The 18,740-nt window shown below is 69.2% G+C and carries 10 protein-coding genes; 5 read left to right on the top strand and 5 right to left on the bottom strand.

Annotation, left to right across the window (positions count from 1 at the left end; translation table 11 throughout):
• The first annotated feature begins 74 nt into the window (after positions 1 to 74).
• Complete coding sequence (addB, locus tag ACV4UZ_RS16300) at positions 75 to 2,999, top strand: double-strand break repair protein AddB (protein WP_491601840.1); 2,925 nt, start codon at positions 75 to 77, stop codon at positions 2,997 to 2,999.
• A 141-nt stretch (positions 3,000 to 3,140) separates the two neighbouring features.
• On the opposite strand, the gene ACV4UZ_RS16295 is transcribed toward addB, so the two are convergent.
• The 5 genes from ACV4UZ_RS16295 to ACV4UZ_RS16275 form a co-directional block, all read right to left on the bottom strand.
• Entirely contained in the window at positions 3,141 to 7,976 is a 4,836-nt protein-coding gene (locus ACV4UZ_RS16295) for an Ig-like domain-containing protein (RefSeq protein WP_491601839.1), read from the bottom strand.
• A gap of 24 nt (positions 7,977 to 8,000) precedes the next feature.
• Positions 8,001 to 9,386 carry an HlyD family type I secretion periplasmic adaptor subunit gene (locus tag ACV4UZ_RS16290; RefSeq protein ID WP_491601838.1) on the bottom strand — a complete coding sequence of 462 codons (1,386 nt, stop codon included), beginning with the start codon at positions 9,384 to 9,386 and terminating at the stop codon, positions 8,001 to 8,003.
• Between the two features lies 1 nt (position 9,387).
• Positions 9,388 to 11,409: a peptidase domain-containing ABC transporter gene (locus ACV4UZ_RS16285; protein WP_491601837.1), complete on the bottom strand. Its 2,022-nt coding sequence runs from the start codon at positions 11,407 to 11,409 to the stop codon at positions 9,388 to 9,390.
• Positions 11,387 to 12,859 (bottom strand): TolC family protein, encoded by a 1,473-nt coding sequence (locus ACV4UZ_RS16280; protein WP_491601836.1) that lies wholly within the window; start codon positions 12,857 to 12,859, stop codon positions 11,387 to 11,389. The genes ACV4UZ_RS16285 and ACV4UZ_RS16280 overlap by 23 nt, the downstream gene beginning before the upstream one ends.
• 101 nt (positions 12,860 to 12,960) lie before the next feature.
• Entirely contained in the window at positions 12,961 to 14,250 is a 1,290-nt protein-coding gene (locus ACV4UZ_RS16275; protein WP_491601835.1) for an adenylate/guanylate cyclase domain-containing protein, read from the bottom strand.
• A 205-nt stretch (positions 14,251 to 14,455) separates the two neighbouring features.
• Between ACV4UZ_RS16275 and ACV4UZ_RS16270 the strand changes: the two genes are divergently transcribed.
• From ACV4UZ_RS16270 to rimM, 4 genes are all read left to right on the top strand, one after another.
• On the top strand, positions 14,456 to 16,219 hold the full coding sequence (locus tag ACV4UZ_RS16270) for a DEAD/DEAH box helicase (protein ID WP_491601834.1): 1,764 nt from the start codon (positions 14,456 to 14,458) through the stop codon (positions 16,217 to 16,219).
• 189 nt (positions 16,220 to 16,408) lie between these two features.
• A complete protein-coding gene (gene ffh, locus ACV4UZ_RS16265; RefSeq protein WP_491601833.1) occupies positions 16,409 to 17,773 on the top strand; it encodes a signal recognition particle protein in 1,365 nt (454 codons plus the stop codon).
• 48 nt (positions 17,774 to 17,821) lie between these two features.
• Positions 17,822 to 18,187: a 30S ribosomal protein S16 gene (rpsP, locus tag ACV4UZ_RS16260; RefSeq protein ID WP_491601832.1), complete on the top strand. Its 366-nt coding sequence runs from the start codon at positions 17,822 to 17,824 to the stop codon at positions 18,185 to 18,187.
• A 6-nt stretch (positions 18,188 to 18,193) separates the two neighbouring features.
• Complete coding sequence (rimM, locus tag ACV4UZ_RS16255) at positions 18,194 to 18,724, top strand: ribosome maturation factor RimM (protein ID WP_491601831.1); 531 nt, start codon at positions 18,194 to 18,196, stop codon at positions 18,722 to 18,724.
• Positions 18,725 to 18,740: the final 16 nt, after the last annotated feature.

Genomic DNA, 18,740 nt, shown 5'->3' with positions numbered 1-18,740 from the left:
CGGCCGCCTCCTCCGCCTTTTGCATGTCGGCGCCGAATGGGGGACAATGGCGGTCCTGTCCAAGGGGCTCCCGCATGACCAGTCCGGTCTTCACCATTCCGCCCGGCGCGGCCTTCGTCGATACCCTGGCGGCCCATCTGCTGGCCGAGGCGGGTGGTGATCCGCTGGCCCTGGCCGACATGGAGATCCTGCTGCCCACCAGGCGCGCCTGCCGCGCGCTCAGCGACGCCTTCCTGCGGCTGTCGGGGGGGCGGCCGCTGCTGCTGCCCCGGCTGCGGCCCCTAGGCGACATGGACGAGGAGGAACTGGACCTGTCCGGGGCCGATCCCCTCGACCTCGCTCCGGCCATCAGCCCCACCGAGCGGCTGCTGATCCTCGCCCGGCTGATCCTGACGGCGGCCAAGGCCCAGGGGGGGCACGTCCCCAGCCCCGACCAGGCGGTGCGGCTGGCCTCGGAACTGGCCAAGCTGCTGGATTCCGTGCAGGTGGAACGCCTGGACTTCGCCGGCCTCGCCAGGCTGGTGCCCGAGGATTACGCCGGGCACTGGCAGCTGACCCTGGATTTCCTCGGGATTCTCACCGAGGCGTGGCCCCGCATCCTGGCCGAACGGGGCGTGCTCGACCCCGAGGACCGGCTGAACCGGGTGATGGCGGCCCAGATCGAGTCCTGGCGGGCCAAGCCTCCCATCCACAAGGTGATCGCCGCCGGCTCCACCGGCTCGCGCCCCGCCACCGCCGATCTGCTGGCGGCGGTGGCCGCCCTGCCCGCCGGACGGGTGGTGCTGGCCGGTCTCGACCGGGAGATGGACGAGGAGTCCTGGGCGCAACTGGACCCCGCCCATCCCCAATACGGCCTGAAGGCCCTGCTGGCCCGGCTGGAAGTGGACCGTCACGCCGTGCGGCCGCTGACCCCCGACGTGGACCTGCGCCAGGACCGGGTGCGCCTGCTGGCCGAGGCCATGCGTCCCGCCGCCACCTGCGAGGCGTGGCGCGACCTGCCGGTCCTCGATCCCCGGGTCCTGGACGGGGTCTGGCGCCTGGACGCCCCCACGCCCCGTGAGGAGGCGGGGGCCATCGCCCTGATGATGCGCCGGGAATTGGACCGCGAGGGCCATACCTGCGTCCTGGTCACTCCCGATCGCGGTCTGGCCCGGCGGGTGGCGGGCGAGCTGGAGCGCTGGGGCATCCGCATCGACGATTCCGCCGGTCGGCCGCTGGGCCTCACCGAGCCGGGCGGCTTCCTGCGCCTCATCGCCGCCATGGTGGCCGAGGAGTTCGCTCCCCAGGCGCTGCTGGCCTGCCTCAAGCATCCCCTGGCGGCGGGCGGCATGGACGGCGGAGCCTTCCGCGCCCTGGTCCGCCGGCTGGAGCGTCTGGCGCTGCGCGGTCCCCGCCCGGCCCCCGGCGTGGCGGGCCTGCGGCGGATGGTGACGGAGCCGCGCCTGTCGTCGTGGCTGGCCGATCTGGAGACCATGGCGGCGCCGCTGGCCGACGGACTGGCGGCCGGGGACGTCCCCCTGGCCGATCTGCTGCGCGCCCACATGGAATTCGCCGAATGGCTGGCCGGCGACGAGCTTCTGCCCGGCCCCGCCCGGCTGTGGCGGGGCGAGGCCGGCGAGGCCGCCGCCCGTTTCGCCGCCGATCTGGCCGCCGCCGCTCCCGCCCTGGGAAGCCTGGCCGGGCGCTGCTACCCCGCTTTGTTCGACGAGGTGATGGCCGGGGTGGCGGTGCGCTCCTCCTGGGACCATCATCCCCGCCTGTTCATCTGGGGGCCGCTGGAGGCCCGCCTGCAGCATGCCGACCTGCTGATCCTGGGCGGGCTCAACGAGGGCACCTGGCCCGCCCCGCCCGAGGCCGATCCGTGGATGAGCCGGCCCATGCGCGCCGCCTTCGGCCTTGCTCCCCCCGAGCGCCGCATCGGTCTGGCCGCCCACGATTTCGCTCAAGGGTCGGCGGCGCCCCGGGTGGTGCTGAGCCGTTCCGCCCGGGTGGACGGCACCCCCACGGTGCCGTCGCGCTGGCTGATGCGGCTCGACGCGGTGATGACCGGCTCGGGCCTCGCCTTCGACCAGGATGCCGGCCAGTGGCTGGACTGGCACGCCCAGCTCGACCGCCCGGATTTCTGGAAGCGACCGGAGATTCCCGCCCCCGCCCCGCCGGTTTCGGCGCGGCCCCGCCGCCTTTCGGTCACCGAGATCGAGACCTGGATGCGCGACCCCTACGCCATCTACGCCCGGCACGTGCTGCGCCTGAAGGCGCTGGACCCCATCGACGCCGACCCGGGGGCGGCGGAATACGGCAGCATGGTCCACGCGGCGCTGGAGGCCTTCCTCAAGGCCTGGCCCCGCGACCTTCCCCCCGATCCGGAGGCAGAGTTGCTGCGCGTCGGCCGCGCGGTGTTCGAGGCCGAAGCGCTGTCGCCCGCTTTGTGGGCGTTCTGGTGGCCCAGGTTCCAGTCCGTGGCCCGCTGGGTGGCGGCCAAGGAGCGGGGCCGCCGCCACGCCGTGGCCCGTGTCCATGCCGAGGCGGGGGGAGCCCTGGAGATCGCCGCCCCCGCCGGTCCCTTCACCCTGACCGCCAAGGCCGACCGTATCGACGAGATGGCGGACGGAACCCTGAGCCTGATCGATTACAAGACCGGCACCCCGCCCCGGGCCCGCGAGGTGGCGGCGGGCTTCGCGCCGCAATTGCCGCTGGAGGCGGTGATCGCCTGCCACGGCGGCTTCGGCGGCATTCCCGCCGCCCCGGTCTCGGACCTTCTGTACTGGCATCTCAAGGGCGGAACCGCCGGTGGCGACGAACGACCGGCGGGGGACGACGCCGCCACCCTGGCCGACGAGGCGCTGGAAGGCCTGCACGCCCTGATCGCGGTGTTCGACGATCCGGCCACCCCCTATGCCGCCCGCCCTCATCCCGAGCATGCCCCCAAATACTCCGACTATCTGCATCTGGCCCGGGTGCGCGAATGGGCCAGCGGCGGCGAGGATGCCGAGGAATGATCGGTCAGGCCGTAAATCCGCACCGCCCCCGTTCCAGTCATTGCCGGGCTTGACCCGGCAATCCGGCCCCCCGGATCAAGTCCGGGGGTCACGGAGAACAAGATGCGATTCAACGTCAATCGGATGGACGCCCAGACGGCGTCAAATCGCCAGATGGAAGTTGGTGCTGTCGAGCGCGCTGGTGTTGACGTTGTTCAGCGTGGCGACCAGATGGGAATTGGTGTTGTCGGCGGCGGACATGTCGGTGGTGTGCCAAACCTCGACGTCGGCGCCGTTCTGGATGGCGACGATGCCGTCGCCGGTTCCCAGATTCTGTGCCGTCCCCGTGATGGTGGTGGTTCCCTCGGCATAATCGCCGGCCGCCAGGGTGCCGGTGCTGCCCAGGGCGAAGCTGCCGTTGGACAGGGAGAGGCTGTCCGAGGCGGTGTCGAAATCGGTGATCACCGCGGTGGCGGTGGCCGCCGAATCCAGGGCGAAGACGTCCGATCCGGCTCCGCCGGTCAGGGTGTTGGTGCCGTCGCCGCCGGTCAGGGAATCGTTTCCCGCCCCGCCGACCAGGGTGTCGTTGCCCGCCGTGCCGGTGATCTTGAAGTTCAGATCCGCCGCGTTGATGGTGTTGGCGCTGCCCACCACGTAGCCGCCGTCGGAGACGATATTGGAATCGGAGTTGCCCTTGTAGATGTAGAGGGCTCCGTCGCCGATGGAGAAGAAGCCGTCGCCGATGACGCCGCCCGTGCGCGCCGACCCGCCGGTCAGTGAGGCCTGGCCGCCGTTATAGGTGGCGACCACCTCGAAGCCGGAGACGTCCACGTGACTGCCGGTCAGCGAGATGTCGATGTGGTCGATGCCCGTGTCGAAATCGGTGATGACGTCGCGGCCGGTGTCCAGGGACTGGGTGGCGTCGGTGAGGACGAAGGTATCCGCCCCGCTGCCGCCGGTGAAGGTGTCGGCCCCGTCGCCGCCGGTGAAGGTGTCGGCCCCTCCGCCGCCGTCGATGATCTCGGCTCCGGTGCCGCCGGTGAGAATGTCGGCATGGGAGGAGCCGATCAGCGTCTCCATATTGGTGACCGTGTCGGTGCCGCCGGAATGGGTCACGGTGGCGGTGGCGCCGCTGATGATGGCGGTGATGCCGGCGCCCATGGCGGCATAGCTGACCACATCCGTTCCGCTGCCGCCATCGAGGAGGTTGGAGCCGCTGCCGCCCGCCAGGGTGTCGTTGCCGTTGCCGCCATAAAGGCTGTCGTTGCCGCCGCCGCCGGTCAGGGTGAGGTCGGCCGTGCGGTAATTGCCGAAAACCTTGACGGTGCCGTTGGCGGCCGAGGCGTCCACCACCTTGATGCCGGCGCTGGTGGCGTCCGACGAGATGTCCAGCAACTGGGTGGCGACGGTGGTCGATGACAGGGTCACCATCTCGACGTCGGTGATGGCGGCCATGGAAATGGTGCTGCCCATGGCGTCGCTGACCACCAGCTGGTCGGTGCCGAGGCCGCCCAGCACCGACAGTCCGGCGCTCAGCGACGAAAAGTCGGTGGTCAGCCTGTCGTTGCCGTCGCCCAGATCCACCTTGGTCAGCCCGCTGCCCGTGATCAGGGTGTCGGCCGAGGAGGTGGCGGTCAGGGTGCCGCTGGCGTAACTCAGGTCACGGTCGGAGAAGCGCAGGGTCTGGGCGTTGGTCACCGTGTCGGTGCCGTCGGTGCCGCTTTGCGCCGCCACGGTCAGGGTGGTGGACGACAGGCTGATGGCGTAGTTGGAGGCCGCCCCCGAGAACCCCACCACGTTGGTTCCGGCGCCGGCGTCGATGACGTCGTTGCCCTGGCCGCCATAGACGGTGTCGTTGCCCTGGTCGCTGAACAGATACTCGCCGGCATTGCCGCCGTTGATGACGTCGTTGCCCTGGCTTCCCTGGACGGTGACGGTGGCCGACGAGGTGATGTTGATGGTGAAGCCGTCGTTCTGGTCGTCGAACTTGAACCACTGGCCCGCCGACGAGGCGTTGGTGAGGTTGATGGTCTCTATATTGGTGATCTGGCCGTTATTGCCCAGGCCGTCCTCGAAATTCACCGCGCCGATGGACAGGATGTCGCCGGTGCCGCCGCCGCCGTCCATCACGGCGTCGTTGCTGGCGCCGTAAATCACGTCGTTGCCCAGGCCGCCCACGAAGGAATCCGCTCCCGAACCGCCGATGAAGGTGTCGTTGCCGCCGCCGCCGGTCAGGGTCACCACGGTGCTCAGGGCCGAGGCATCGACGCTCACCCCGCCGGTGGCGGCGGCGAAGTTCAGTGCCGTGACGGAAACGCCGGAATTGGTGGTCACCGCCACGTCGCCATCGGCGAAGCGCAGGGTTTCCACTCCATCGACCTTGTCGGTCCCGTCCGTTCCCGCCTGCGCCGCCACCGTGACGGTGGTTCCGCTGAGGGAGAACGCATAATCCTGGGCGTTGTTGTTGAACACCGCCACGTCGGTTCCCGCGTCGCCGATGATGGTGTCGTTGCCGGCATTGCCGGCGATGGTGTCGTTGCCCAGGTAGCCCCACAGATACTCGCCGCCATTGCCGCCGTTGATCACGTCGCCGCCCGAGCCGCCCAGCACCGTCACGTTGCCCGAGGAGGTGACGTTGATGGTGAAGTCTTCACTCTGGTTGTCGAGCTTGAACCATTGCCCGGCCACCGTGGCGTTGGTGAAGTTGACGGTCTCGATGCCCTGGAGGTGGTTGTCGTCGATATTGTCCTCGAACGAGGTTCCCCCGGCGACCAGGGTATCCGTGCCGCCGCCGCCATTGATCAGGGGGTCGGAATGGGAGGCGTGGATGACGTCGTTGCCCAGCCCGCCGATGAAGGAATCCGCCCCCGAGCCGCCGGTCAGGGTGTCGTTGCCGCTGCCGCCGGTGATGACCGCCGCCTGGGCGCCGGCGGTCAGGACCACGTCGCCCGAGGAAAGCGAGCCGTCGAGATTGATGCCCTCGAAATTGGTGATGGTCTTGCCGCTGATGTCCAGGGTGCCGGCCACGGTCTGGTAGAAGGTGACGGAATCGCCGTCGCCCGTGGCGCCGTCCACCAGCACGGTCACGCCGGCCGCCGAGGTCTCGTCGAAGGTGACCGACGAGGTGCCGGTGCCGGTGGCGACGGATTCGATGGAGGTCAGCACGATGCCGGTCAGGTCGAAGGTCCCGCCGCCGCTGGCCTGCTGGATGGCGTCGGTCCCCGCGCCACCAGTGATGGTGGTGAATTGCTGCGGATCGGCGCCGCCGCCCAGAATGACGGTGTTGCCGCCCGCCGCCAGGTTCAGCACCTCGATTCCGGCCACCGTTCCCGCCGCCAGGTCGAGGGTTCCGGCATCGGTGACGGTCAGGGTGTCGGCGGTGCCGCCGCTGTCGTTGATGATGTCGCCAGCGGTGAAGTTGGCCACCGCCGTCTCGTAGGCGCTGGACCCAGCGCCGCCGTTCAGGGTGTCGGCGCCCGAGGTGGTGACCAGGGTGCCGCTGGCCACCGAAATGGTGGCGTGATCGGTCACCGTGCCGCCCTGTCCGTCATCCACCGTGTAGGTGAGCGTCAGCACGCCGGTGCTGGCCGGGGTGTAGACGATGTCGGTGCCGCTGATGACCGCGGTGCCGTTGCTGGCGGTGACCGCCGAGATGGTCAGCGGGTCGCCGTCGACATCCGTGGCGTTGCTGACCAGCGAGGCGATGGAGATGGTCGCGGCCGCGCCGACGATGGGCGAGCCCGCCATGGTGACGGTGCCCGAGACGGTGGGGGCGTCGTTGGTGCCGGTGATATCCACGCCGATGGTGGCGGTGGCGGTTTTGCCCTGGGTGTCGGCGACCTGCACGCTGGCGGTGTCGGTGGCGGTGGCGCCCGCCGCCATGGATTTCGCCCCGGCGTCGGGCGTGAAGGTATAGGTGCCGGCCCTGGTGTCCAGGGTGATGGTGCCGTGGCTGGTCACCAGGGTGTCATGGGTGGCGTCGAGGGCGGTTCCTCCGGTCAGGCGGAAGGTCAGCTTGCCCTTATCCGCCGGGTCGGGGTCGCTGGCCGTGATGGTGCCGGTGGACAGGCCGGCCTGGTCGCTGGACGTGGCGTTGGTGACGCCATCCACCTTGGGCGGATTGGATGGCGGCGGTGGTGGCGGCGGTGGTGGCGGCGGTGGTGGTGGTGGCGGCGGTGGCGGCGGCGGCGGTGGCGGCGGCGGGGGGGGCGGCGGCGGTGGCGGCGGTGGCGGCGGCGGCGGAAGCGGTGGAGCCTCCACCGTTACCACCACATTGCCCGTACCGGGATTACCCCCCGTTCCTGTCGGAGCGGTAGGCAGGGTGGGCGCCACGGCCGGCGGCGGAGCGGCGGCGGGAGCGATATTGATAACGGCCGCGCCGGCATTGGCCGACACCGACCAACCGCCACTCGATGTCGCGCCGACGATGCCCGAGCCGGCGGAATTGAGGGTAATGCTCGGCCCTCCGCCCAGCGCGCTGACCGCCACCTCGCCGACGAAGTTGGAGCCGGGGTCGGGCAGCAGGGCCACGGTGGTGGCGCCGCCTTCAGCCACGGCGCCGGCCACGGTGGTGCCGCGGATGCCCAGGCTCATGACCGGGGTGGCGAGGCGGGCGGCGTCGGGCTGGGTCTTGGCGATGTCGCCCGACACGAAGCTGAATCCGCCCTGGGCCACCAGGAAGGTTTCCTTGCCGGTCTTGGTGGCGGGGTTGTAGGAGAATTCGTCCAGCCCGACCAGGCCCTTGTCCTTCAGGACGAAGGTGGAGCGGTCGGCGAACACCAGGGAAATCTGCGAGCCCTGCGACGTCTTGACCGAATCGCCCTGCATCAGCGGCGCGCCGGTCTGGGCGGGCGCCTCCTGGCCGTTGCGGACGATCCAGGCTTCGCCCGAAAGCTTCTCCACCTTGCCGATCACCGGATTGGCGGCGGCTTCCTTGGAATCGGCGACCGGCGTGGCGAGGTTCTTCGCCGCCGGAACCTGGGACGGATCAATGTGCATGGCACCAATCCTCAGCACCGGTCATCACGGTGTCCCGCTCCCCGTTCTTGGGGATTCGGACCATGCCGGCAAGTTCAGTTTGAACGAATTCAATGAAAAAATCATGTCGTTGCGCAGCAGCGGGTCGAGAACCATACGTAAGATGGGCTTGGCCCCTATGATGATGGAGGCGGTTCCCGCCATGCCCGAACGCACCGGCCAGGCCACGCCCTTGCCGTCCATCAGTTCCACCTTGTCCGAGCGGATCTGGACCTTGTAGTAGGTGGAGGTGACGGCGCCCCGGGTTTCCTCGAAGGAATCGGCGCCCACCATCACGACCTTGCCCGGCAGCGAGCCGAAGCGGAAGGGATCGTAGGCCGACAGCCGCACCGAGGCGGCAAGGCCGGGGCGCAGATGGCCGATGTCCTGGGGCGGCACCTTGGCCTCGACCACCAGGGCGTCGTCGAGGGGCACGATGTCCATCAGGGTGTCGCCGGGTTTCGCCACCTGTCCCACGCTGCCGATGGCGCTCATCTTGACGATGCCCTTGACCGGAGAGCGGACCTCGGAACGGGATTCCCGGTCGGACGCCACCTCCATGGTGGCCTTCAGCGCCGATAATTCGGCCTCCACCTTGCCGATCTCGTCCAGCACGCCGGCCCGCCAGCCCTTCTCGAATTCCGACAGCCTGGCCTCGGCCTCGCCCATCTGGGCCTTGAGGCGCGAGATGGAATCGCGCGCCGTGGAGACCTCGGTGTCGAGCATCAGCTGCTCGCGCTCCAGCTTGACGATCTCCTGGTTGCCGACCACGCCGGAATCATAGGCCTTCTTCTTGATGCGCATCTCCTCGACGCCCTTGGCCTGGGCGCGGGACAGTCCGGCGACCTTGGTCTCGATCTCCACCACCTCGCGGCGGCGGCGCTCGATCTCGCGCGAGATCACCGTGGCCTGCTGGGCGCGGTGGGACAGGCGCTCGGCGTGGATGGCCATCTCGCGCTTCCTGGTCTCGGCATCGATCTCCACGTCCTTGGGCCAGCGGATCTCGGGGGTCCCGTCCAGATCGGCCCGCAGCCTGGCGGCGCGGGCCTGATAGGCCGACCAGCGGGCGCGCTTGTCGGCCAGGTCGCCGGCGCCCTGGCTGTTGACCAGGCGGACCAGCACGTCGCCCTCGGCCACCAGGGTGCCTTCGTGGACCAGCACCTCGGAAATGGTGCCGCCCTCGAAATGCTGGACGTGGCGCACCTGGCTGGAGGGCTCGATTCGGGCCTGGGCGGTCACCACCTCGTCGATCTCCAGAACGGCGGACAGCCCGACCAGCACCATGAAGGCCAGAGCCGACCACACCAGCAGCCACGAGGCCGACGGCGGCGTCAGCCTGGGCGCGATGCCGTGGACCGGCGAGCGGAAGGTGTCGAGCGGGCCGCCGGTCATCTCAAGCCCCTCCCGCCGGAGTGGGCGCGGCGCGGCGCGTCACGTCGACCAGCCTGCCCTTGTCGAGGCGCGCCACCTTGGCGGCCAAGGCCACCACCGCCGGGCGGTGGGAGATGACCACCAGCGAATTCCTGCCCACCGCCTGATGGATGCCGGCGATGGCGCGCTTTTCCGAGGCTTCGTCGAGGAAGGCGGTGGGCTCGTCCAAAATGGTCACCGCCGCGCCGCGCAAAAGGGTGCGGGCCAGGGCGATGATCTGGCGCTGGCCGCCCGACAGGTTGCGGCCGCCCTCGACCACCTGGAAGTCGAGGCCCATGCCCATGGGCATGACGCCGCCGGCGCCCAGCAGGTTCATCATGGCGACCATCTGCTCGTCCGAGACCAGCCCGTCGAAGCACAGGTTGTTGCGCAACGTGCCGGAATAGAGCGGCGGGGTCTGCGGACAGACCGCCAGATGGCGGCGCAGATCGGCGGGGTCCACCAGGGCGATGTCGACGCCGTCCAGCAGCACCCGGCCCGAAATGGGGCGGATGATGCCCGACAGCACCTTTTCCAGGGTGGTCTTGCCCGATCCCGACGGCCCGATCACCGCCATCCGCTCGCCCGCCCCCAGTTCCAGGGAGATGGAATCCAGCGCCGGGTTGAAGGCATTGGGATAGCGGGCGGTCACCGCCTCGACCGCGAGCGCGCCGCGCGCCACCGGCCGGTGGATGAGGGCCGAGCCGGTGGGCCGCTCGGTGGGCCGCCCGGTGACGGTGCGCAAGGCCTCCAGCGAAGCGACCGCCGCCTGGACCTGGGGCACCACCGAGACCATCTGCATGGCGGCGCCGGTGAAGCGGGTGGCCAGCATGGTGGCGGCCAGGATCACGCCGGCGCTCATGCCGCCGTCCATGGCGCGCCAGGCCCCCAGCCCCACGGCCAGCAGCAGCGCCAGGTTCTGGGACAGCATGGACAGGTTGCCGCGCGCCGCCGACAGCGTGCGGATGGCCCGGGCGGTGGCGGCGTAGAGCGCGGTGCCGTGGCGGAATCTGGCCTGGAGATAGGTGGCGGCGCCGACGCGCCGCACCGTCTCGGGATCGGAGAAGGATTCCTGGGCCGCCTGGGCCCGCTGGGTGGCGGCGCCCGACAATTCCTTGTAGAGCAGCTTCTGGCGGTGGATGGCGAACAGGGTGCCGCCGGCCACCAGGACGTTGAGCGCCAGCACGGCCAGCGCGATCAGCGGATCGCACAGGAACAGGCCCAGCAGGAACAGCAGCATGAACGGCAGGTCGGCCAGCAGCGACACCGCCGCCGCCCCCAGCCCGTCGCGGATGGAATCGAAATCCTGCAACAGCCGCATCAGATGGCCCGAGGGCGCCGCCGCGCCCTCGAACCGGGTCTCCAGGATGCGGCGGTGCATGTCCATGGCGAGGCGGATGTTGCCCTCGTGCAGCGCGTCCTCGACGAACAGGGCGCGCAGGCGGCGGAACACCTGCTCGAACAGGGCGGCGCCCAGGAACATCAGCACCATGGCGCCCAGCGAATCCAGCAGGCCGTGGGGCAGCACCCGGTCGTAGACCTGGGCCGAGAAGATGGGCGCGGCCAGCGCCAGCACGTTGGCCAGCATGCCGGCCAATCCGGCGCGGGCCACCATGGGCTTCCACGAGGACAGCAGCGCCGGCCACGAGGTGGGCAGCGCGGCGGCCTCGCGGTCGAGGCGCGGCCGGATGAACAGCATGCGGCTTGGGCTGCCCTCGGCCGGCGCCATCACCAGGGCGCGCGGCTCGCCCGGCCCCAGCACGACGCAGGGGAACAGGTCGGCGCCCAGTTTGGCCGGATTGACCCCGTCCTCCACATGGGCGGCGAAGCCGTAGCGTCCTAGCGTGGTGATCCAGGGCGATTCCGCCGCGTCGGCGCTGGCCATGCGGTAGGAATCCTTCAGCGCCGACGCGGCCACCGCATGCCCCAGGGCCCGCAGACAGGCGGAGACCGCCTTGGCCTTGTCGTCCAGCCCCTCCAGCTCAACCGGTCTGGGGGGCAGCATCGGCGGTGGTTTCCGGCGGCGGGGAATCGGTGAAGGTCTCGGACGGCGGGGCGTGGTCGATGCCCTGGGCCGCCTTGAGGCGGGCCTTGGCGCCCTGCAGGTCGGAATAGAGGATGAAGCGCCGCAGGGTGGACAGCATGCCGGCGGCTTCGGCCTTGATCTCCTCCATGGCGCTGCCGCTGCCCGCCTGCTTGGACTTGGCGGCCAGACCGGTGATGCGGCGGTCGATGGCGGCCATCTGCTCGGTCAGCCGGTATTCCTTGAGCGAGTGGCGATACTGGATGTCGGCCACATGCACCTGGGTCAGCACCGCCATGCCCATGGCCAGGCGCCGGGCCCGGGTGGTCTCGGCGGTATTCTGGGCGTTGGTGATGCGCTTGGGCGCGGTCAGGATGTCCACCAGGTTCCACGCCACATGGGTGCCGGCATCCACCCAGGCGTTGTACTTGATGAAGGAATTGGAATCGTAGTGGCCGCCCATGAAGGGGCCGATGCCCGGCAGGGTCTTCAGCAATTCGGTGCGGATGTCGTTGCGGTCGATGCGGAACTGAACCTCCTCGGTCTTCAGTTCCGGCCGGTTGGCCAGCGCGGTGGCCTCCATGGCCTCGACGGGCTGCTCCGGGTCCTCCACCGACAGGAAGGAATCGTCCTTCAGTTCGGCCAGATCGAAGGCATTGGCCGACGGCACCCCCATGTGGCCGGCCAGATCGGCCTTGGCGGTGGAGGTCTGGCGCTGCAGCTCGGCGATCTGGCGCATGGTGTCGACGATGGCCCGCTGATGTCCCAGCATCTGCATGGGATCGCCCACCTTGGTGCGCTCGGCGGTCTCGGCGTCCTCCACCGACTTGACCAGACGGGCTTCCAGCGACTTGTACTTGCGGTTGGCGAAATCGTTGATCACCGCCTTCCAATAGGCGGCCTGGACGTCCTGGATCAGCAGATGCTGGGCGCGGCGGCGCTTTTCCGCCGCCAGGACCATCTTGTCCTCCTCCTGGTCGGCGCGGACCATGGCGATACCGAAATCCACCAGGTTCCACGACGCGGTCAGGTCGCCGGTACGGCTGATGCTGTCCTCGCCGGTGCTGTAATTGGCCACCGTGCCGGTGGACATGTCCTTGGAGGTGGTGACCTTCCTGGGATTGCGCTTGGACCAGTTCCCCTTGGCCGCCAGTTCGGGCAGCATGGCGAACAGCGACAGGTCGGCCTTGCCGGCGGCCAGCACCTCTTCCAGCACCTTGACCCGCGCGTCGAGATTGTGGGCCACCGCCAGGGCGATGGCGTCCTCGAGCGTCAGGGGACGCTTCAGCACGTCCTGGGGCAGGGATTCCGCATGGCGGTTGATGTCGGCGCGGATTTCGGCCAGATCCTCGGGCATGACGGAACAGGCGGACAGCAAAGCCGCCGCGCTCGCACCCAGAACCGCGTTACGAAACCCCGCACGGCCGGACAAGGCGTCCCCCTCTGCATCAAGGCACACGAATACAACATGGTACTATCGCCTGAAAAATCTAAAGTTTTTGTGAAGGAATTCGCCACATCCCTTTGTTATATCTAAATTGGCGACCAGCGCCGGACGCTGACCAGCCCGGCCCGCCCCTTGACCTTGTTCTCCTCGGCGACGGAAAATCCGGTATCGGGCAGGCCCGAGCGGCGCAACGCCAGTTCGTCGATGACCAGCTGGTTCGCCTCGGCCAGGGAGCACAGCCGGGCGGCCAGATTGACGCTGTCGCCGATGACGGTGAAGTCCTGCCGCTCCTTGGGGCCGATGGCGCCCAGGATGGCCTCGCCATCGTAGATGCCGATGCCGATGGACCGCGCCATGGGCCGCGCCGCCAGATCGGACAGGATGGCCTGGGCCGCCGCCAGGGCGCGGGCCTCGCGGTCGCTGCCCTCGAAGCGGACCAGCAGGGCGTCGCCGATCATCTTGTCCACGTCGCCGCCATGATTGGTGACGATTTCCACCTGACGGGTCATCAGCTCGTTGAGGAATTCCACCGTCGCCCGGGGCGGATGGAACTCGGCCAGGCTGGAGAAGTCGCGGACGTCGGAATAGAACAGGGTCATTCCGGCCCGGGTGGTGGGCACCACGCCGCCGGGCGACAGCCGCGCCGCCGCGCCGGCGCTCTGGGAGACGAAGCGCTCCAGCTGGCGGCGCAGCCCTTGCTGGGCGCTGACCCTTCCGTCGATGTCGGCCTGGGCCTTGCCGACCACCCGGTACAGCCAGATTCCGAAGGCCAGCATGATGATGGCCGGCAGCACGGCGAAGCGCGTGAAACTGTCGGAGATGATGTCGTCGAGCACGCTGGTGGGCTCGTAGACCTCGAAGGCGATGGTGCCGCCGTTGGTCTGGATGGGGATATAGATCTCGTACAGCGACAGGTCGCCGCGCAGCGAGGTCTCGATCTCCGGGCGCAGGTCGCGCAGCACCCGGCGCATCAGGGCGTTCTCCTCGCGCACGCCGAGATCGGCGCTGTCCGAGGCGTACAGCGTGATGCCGCGCGCGTTGAAGATCTTCAGCTTGTGGACGTGGCCGTCATTGGCCACCGCCTCCAGCAGGAAGCGGGCCCGGGCGCTGGCCGGGTCGGCGAACACCGCCGCCGGATTCTCGCCGGCGATCAGCCGTCCCCAGACCTCCGGTTCTGCCTTCTCCACCAGATGGACGGCATTCTCCACCCGGCGCTGGGTGGTTTCCAGGTAGACCCGGCGCTCCAGCGAGGTCACCGACAGCCAGCCTCCGGCCAGCAGGATCAGTGCCGAGACCGCCAGGGCCGGAATCATCCGGGTGACGAACAGCCTGCGGATGGGAAAAGGCTGATCCACGGGTTCTATGATGGCGGCCATGTTCGCTCCCCCAAATGGAACTGATCCAAACTGACCGTATCCGCTTCCGGATGAACGGGGGCTGAACGGCCAATTCAGGACGGACGCACGGCAGGGCTGCTTGCCGGGCGGATCGATAGTCTTGGTCATGGGCGCGGGAAACGTGATATCTCGACCGCGTCGCCTGGCGACACATGTTCTTCTGAAGAAAGCACCCCCGCATTCCATGGACTTCTTCCCCACGGGCCATCCGCTGCTCAAGGCGCTCTCCCAGCGCGACTACACCGATCCCACCGCCGTGCAGGAGGCCGTCCTCGAGCCCGGCGCCCTGGGGCGCGACCTGCTGGTCTCGGCCCAGACCGGCTCGGGCAAGACCGTGGCCTACGGCCTGGCCATCGCCGACACCCTGTTGGGCGATGCCTTCGTGCTGGACCGGGCGGCCGAGCCGCTGGCCCTGATCGTCGCCCCCACCCGCGAGCTGGCGCTGCAGGTCCACCGCGAGCTGTCCTGGCTGTACGAACACGCCGGCGCCCGCGTCGTCTCCTGCGTCGGCGGCATGGACCCCAGGGCCGAGCAGCGCATGCTCGCCCAGGGCGCCCACATCGTGGTGGGCACGCCCGGCCGCCTGCGCGACCATCTGGAGCGCGGCGCCTTGAGCGTCGGCAGCCTGAAGGCGGTGGTGCTGGACGAGGCCGACGAGATGCTCGACCTCGGCTTCCGCGAGGACCTGGAATTCATCCTGGAGGCCACCCCCCAGGAGCGGCGCACCCTGCTGTTCTCGGCCACCCTGCCCCACGGCATCGTCTCCCTGGCCAAGCGCTACCAGCGCAACGCCTGGCGCATCGCCGTCTCGGCCGGCGCCCAGGGCCACGCCGACATCGAGTACCGCGCCGTGCGGGTGGCGCCCAACGAGATCGAGCACGCGGTGGTCAACCTGCTGCGCTATTTCGAATCACCCACCGCCATGGTGTTCTGCAACACCCGCGATTCGGTACGCCATCTCCAGGCCATCCTGCTGGAGCGCGGCTTCGCCGCCGTGGCGCTGTCGGGCGAGCTGGGCCAGAACGAGCGCAACAACGCGCTGCAGGCGCTGCGGGACGGCAGGGCGCGGGTCTGCGTCGCCACCGACGTGGCGGCGCGCGGCATCGACCTGCCCAATCTGGGGCTGGTGATCCATGCCGAGCTGCCCCAGAACGCCCAGACGCTGCAGCACCGCTCGGGCCGCACCGGGCGCGCCGGCAAGAAGGGCGTCAGCGTCCTCCTCGTCCTGCTGTCGCGGCGGCGCAAGGCCGACATGCTGCTGCAGAGTGCCGGAATCCAGGCCATCTGGAGCGGCGCGCCCTCGCCCGAGGATATCCGCCGGCTCGACCAGGAACGCCTGCTCGCCAGCCCCCTGCTGGCCGAGGAGAATTCCGAGGACGACCAGGACATGGCCCGCGCCCTGCTGGCGGGGCGCTCGGCCGAGGACATCGCCTGCGCCCTGGTCCGCCTGTACCGCTCGCACCTGCCCGCCGCCGAGGAAGTGTTCGATCCCGGCCCCGGCACGCCGTCCCGCGAGCCCCGGGAGCACCGCGAACGCGAGCCCCGCCCGCCGCGCGAGGGCAGGGGCCCCGGACTGCCCGGCGGTGCCGTGTGGTTCCGCATGAATATCGGCCGCCAGAAGAACGCCGACCCCCGCTGGCTGATCCCCATGATCTGCCGCCAGGGCAAGGTGACCAAGGCGGAGATCGGCGCCATCCGCATCTTCGAGCGCGAGACCCGCTTCGAGATCGACGCCGCCCACGCCGACCGCTTCGCCGTCGCGCTGCGCCAGATAGAGAAGGCCGAGGTGCGCATCGAGCGCCTGGCCGAGCATTCCGCCGAGCCCGCCGCCGCCCGCCCCGACGACCGTCCCAGGCCCCCCGCCGGGGTCAAGCCCATGGGGCCCAGGAAGGCGCCGTGGAAGGACAAGAAGGACGGCCACCGCAAGGGCAAGCCCGAGCGCCCGTGAATGCGGGCAGGATGCCCGCGCTCCAAACCTTCACGGAGCGCGGCCGTCCCGGCCGCCATACCTGTTGACTCTTCCGCCACGACGGACTAAAACCCCACCCTCTTCAGATGTCTGGAGACCTTTGCCTCCACGGAGGCCCGTCGGTCCGCGAGTGTCGCGCACCGGCGTGCAATTGCTTATGGACGGATCATGTTCGAGAGCCTGAGCTCAAGACTGGGTGCGGTATTCGAGAAGCTGACGGGGCGCGGCGCGCTGTCCGAGGCCGACGTCACCGAAGCCCTGCGCGAGGTCCGCGTCGCCCTGCTCGAGGCCGACGTGGCGCTTTCCGTGGTCAAGGAATTCATCGGCCGGGTCAAGGCCCGCGCCGTCGGCCAGGAAGTGATCAAGTCGGTCACCCCGGGGCAGATGGTGGTCAAGATCGTCCATGACGAGCTGATCGCCACCCTGGGCGCCAAGGGCAACGAGCTGAACCTGTCGGCCGTGCCCCCGGTGGTCATCCTGATGGTCGGCCTGCAGGGCTCGGGCAAGACCACCACCTCGGCCAAGATCGCGCTCAAGCTGAAGAAAGAGAAGAAGAAGGTCCTTCTCGCCTCGCTCGACGTCTACCGCCCCGCCGCCCAGCAGCAGCTGCAGATTCTGGCCGGCCAGGCCGAAGTGGGCTCGCTGCCCATCGTCATGGGCGAAATGCCGGTGGCCATCTCCAGGCGCGCCCTGGATGTGGGCCGCAAGGAAGGCTATGACGTCGTCATCCTCGACACCGCCGGCCGCCTGCACATCGACCAGGAGCTGATGGCCGAGGTCGCCCAGGTTCGCGACGTGGCCAAGCCCACCGAGACCCTGCTGGTCACCGACGCCATGATCGGCCAGGACGCCGTCACCCTGGCGCGTGAATTCAACGAGAAGGTCGGCGTCACCGGCATCGTTCTCACCCGTATCGACGGCGATGCCAGGGGCGGCGCGGCGCTCAGCATGCGCGCCATCACCGGCCGTCCCATCAAGTTCCTGGGCGGCGGCGAGAAGCTCGACGCTCTCGAGGTCTTTCACCCGGACCGTATCGCCGGGCGCATTCTCGGCATGGGCGACGTGGTCGGCCTGGTCGAGAAGGCCATGGAGACCCTGGACCAGGAAGAAGCCGAACGCCTTGCCAAGCGCATGGAGAAGGGCAAGTTCGACCTGGACGACATGCGCAAGCAATTCGCCCAGGTGCGCAAGATGGGCGACCTGAAGGGCATCCTGGGCATGCTGCCCGGCATCGGCAAGATGGCCGGCGCGCTGAAGGACGCCAATATCGACAACAAGATGGTCGCCCGCCAGGAAGCGATCATCTCGTCCATGACCAAGGCCGAGCGCAAGAACCCCGACCTGATCAAGGCGTCGCGCAAGAAGCGCATCGCCGCCGGCGCCGGGGTCGAGGTCCAGGACGTCAACAAGCTGCTCAAGCAGTATCAGCAGATGGCCGACATGATGAAGAAGGTCGGCAAGCTGGGTCAGAAGGGGCTGATGCGGCATGGCATCGGCGGCCTTTTGCCCCCGGGTATGAAGTTCGGGCGCTAGACAAGGCGTCCAAAGGTAATTCGGTTTCGAACAGAGGAAGACCTAAGAATGGCTCTGAAGATTCGTCTCTCCCGCGGCGGCGCCAAGAAGCGTCCGTTCTACAAGATCGTCGTCGCCGACGCCCGCGCGCCGCGCGACGGCCGCTTCATCGAGAAGGTGGGCACCTACAACCCCATGCTGCCCAACGACAACGGCCAGCGCTGGATCCTCGACGAGGACCGCGTGAAGCATTGGCTGTCCGTCGGCGCCCAGCCGACCGACCGTCTGGTCCGTTTCTTCGCCGACAAGGGCCTGGTGGCCAAGCCGGTGCGCGCCGAACAGACCAAGCAGCCCAAGCCCAAGGCCAAGGCCCAGCAGCGCGCCAAGGACGAGGCCGACCGCGCCGCCGCCGCCGCTGCCGAAGCGGGCGAGTAATCCCCCATGGGACCTCGTGTCCGCGTCGGCGTGATCGCCGGCGTCCATGGGGTCCGGGGCGCCGTCCGCATCAAGAGCTTCACCGAGGAGCCGGCCGATATCGGCTATTACTCCCCGGTGGAGAACGAGGCGGGCAGCGTCAGGTTCCGGCTGAAGGTGACGGGCGAGGTCAAGGGCCTGGTCATCGCCACGCTGGACGGGGTTACGGACCGTAACGCCGCCGAGGCGCTGAAGGGCACCGAGCTGTGGGTGGCCCGCGAGCGCCTGCCGAAGACGGGGGAGGACGAGTTCCTCTATTCCGATCTGATCGGGCTGGTGGCGGAAACGGTGGATGGCAAGAGGCTGGGAACCGTCAAGGCGGTGGCCGATTTCGGCGCCGGTGACGTCCTGGACATCAGATTGGAGCCGAAAGGCGAGATGATGGTGCCCTTTACCCAGGCTTCGGTGCCAGAGGTTGACGTCGCCGGGGGGCGGCTGGTGGTGATCCCGCCGGTATACGCCCCCGACGAGAAAGAGGATCGGGACGGTGGAGAGTAAGGCGCCCTGGCGGGCC

The organism is Paramagnetospirillum sp., from assembly GCF_058402745.1.
Note: the sequence above shows the minus strand (reverse complement) of the source record. Positions and strands in the feature narration are given on the sequence as shown.

Excerpts from the sequence above, each read along its gene's own strand:
- addB (WP_491601840.1), top strand. The coding sequence starts at position 75 with ATGACCAGTCCGGTCTTCACCATTCCGCCCGGCGCGGCCTTCGTCGAT.
- ACV4UZ_RS16275 (WP_491601835.1), bottom strand. The coding sequence starts at position 14,250 with ATGGCCGCCATCATAGAACCCGTGGATCAGCCTTTTCCCATCCGCAGG.
- ACV4UZ_RS16295 (WP_491601839.1), bottom strand. The coding sequence starts at position 7,976 with ATGCACATTGATCCGTCCCAGGTTCCGGCGGCGAAGAACCTCGCCACG.
- ffh (WP_491601833.1), top strand. The coding sequence starts at position 16,409 with ATGTTCGAGAGCCTGAGCTCAAGACTGGGTGCGGTATTCGAGAAGCTG.
- ACV4UZ_RS16270 (WP_491601834.1), top strand. The coding sequence starts at position 14,456 with ATGGACTTCTTCCCCACGGGCCATCCGCTGCTCAAGGCGCTCTCCCAG.
- rimM (WP_491601831.1), top strand. The coding sequence starts at position 18,194 with ATGGGACCTCGTGTCCGCGTCGGCGTGATCGCCGGCGTCCATGGGGTC.
- rpsP (WP_491601832.1), top strand. The coding sequence starts at position 17,822 with ATGGCTCTGAAGATTCGTCTCTCCCGCGGCGGCGCCAAGAAGCGTCCG.
- ACV4UZ_RS16285 (WP_491601837.1), bottom strand. The coding sequence starts at position 11,409 with ATGCTGCCCCCCAGACCGGTTGAGCTGGAGGGGCTGGACGACAAGGCC.
- ACV4UZ_RS16290 (WP_491601838.1), bottom strand. The coding sequence starts at position 9,386 with ATGACCGGCGGCCCGCTCGACACCTTCCGCTCGCCGGTCCACGGCATC.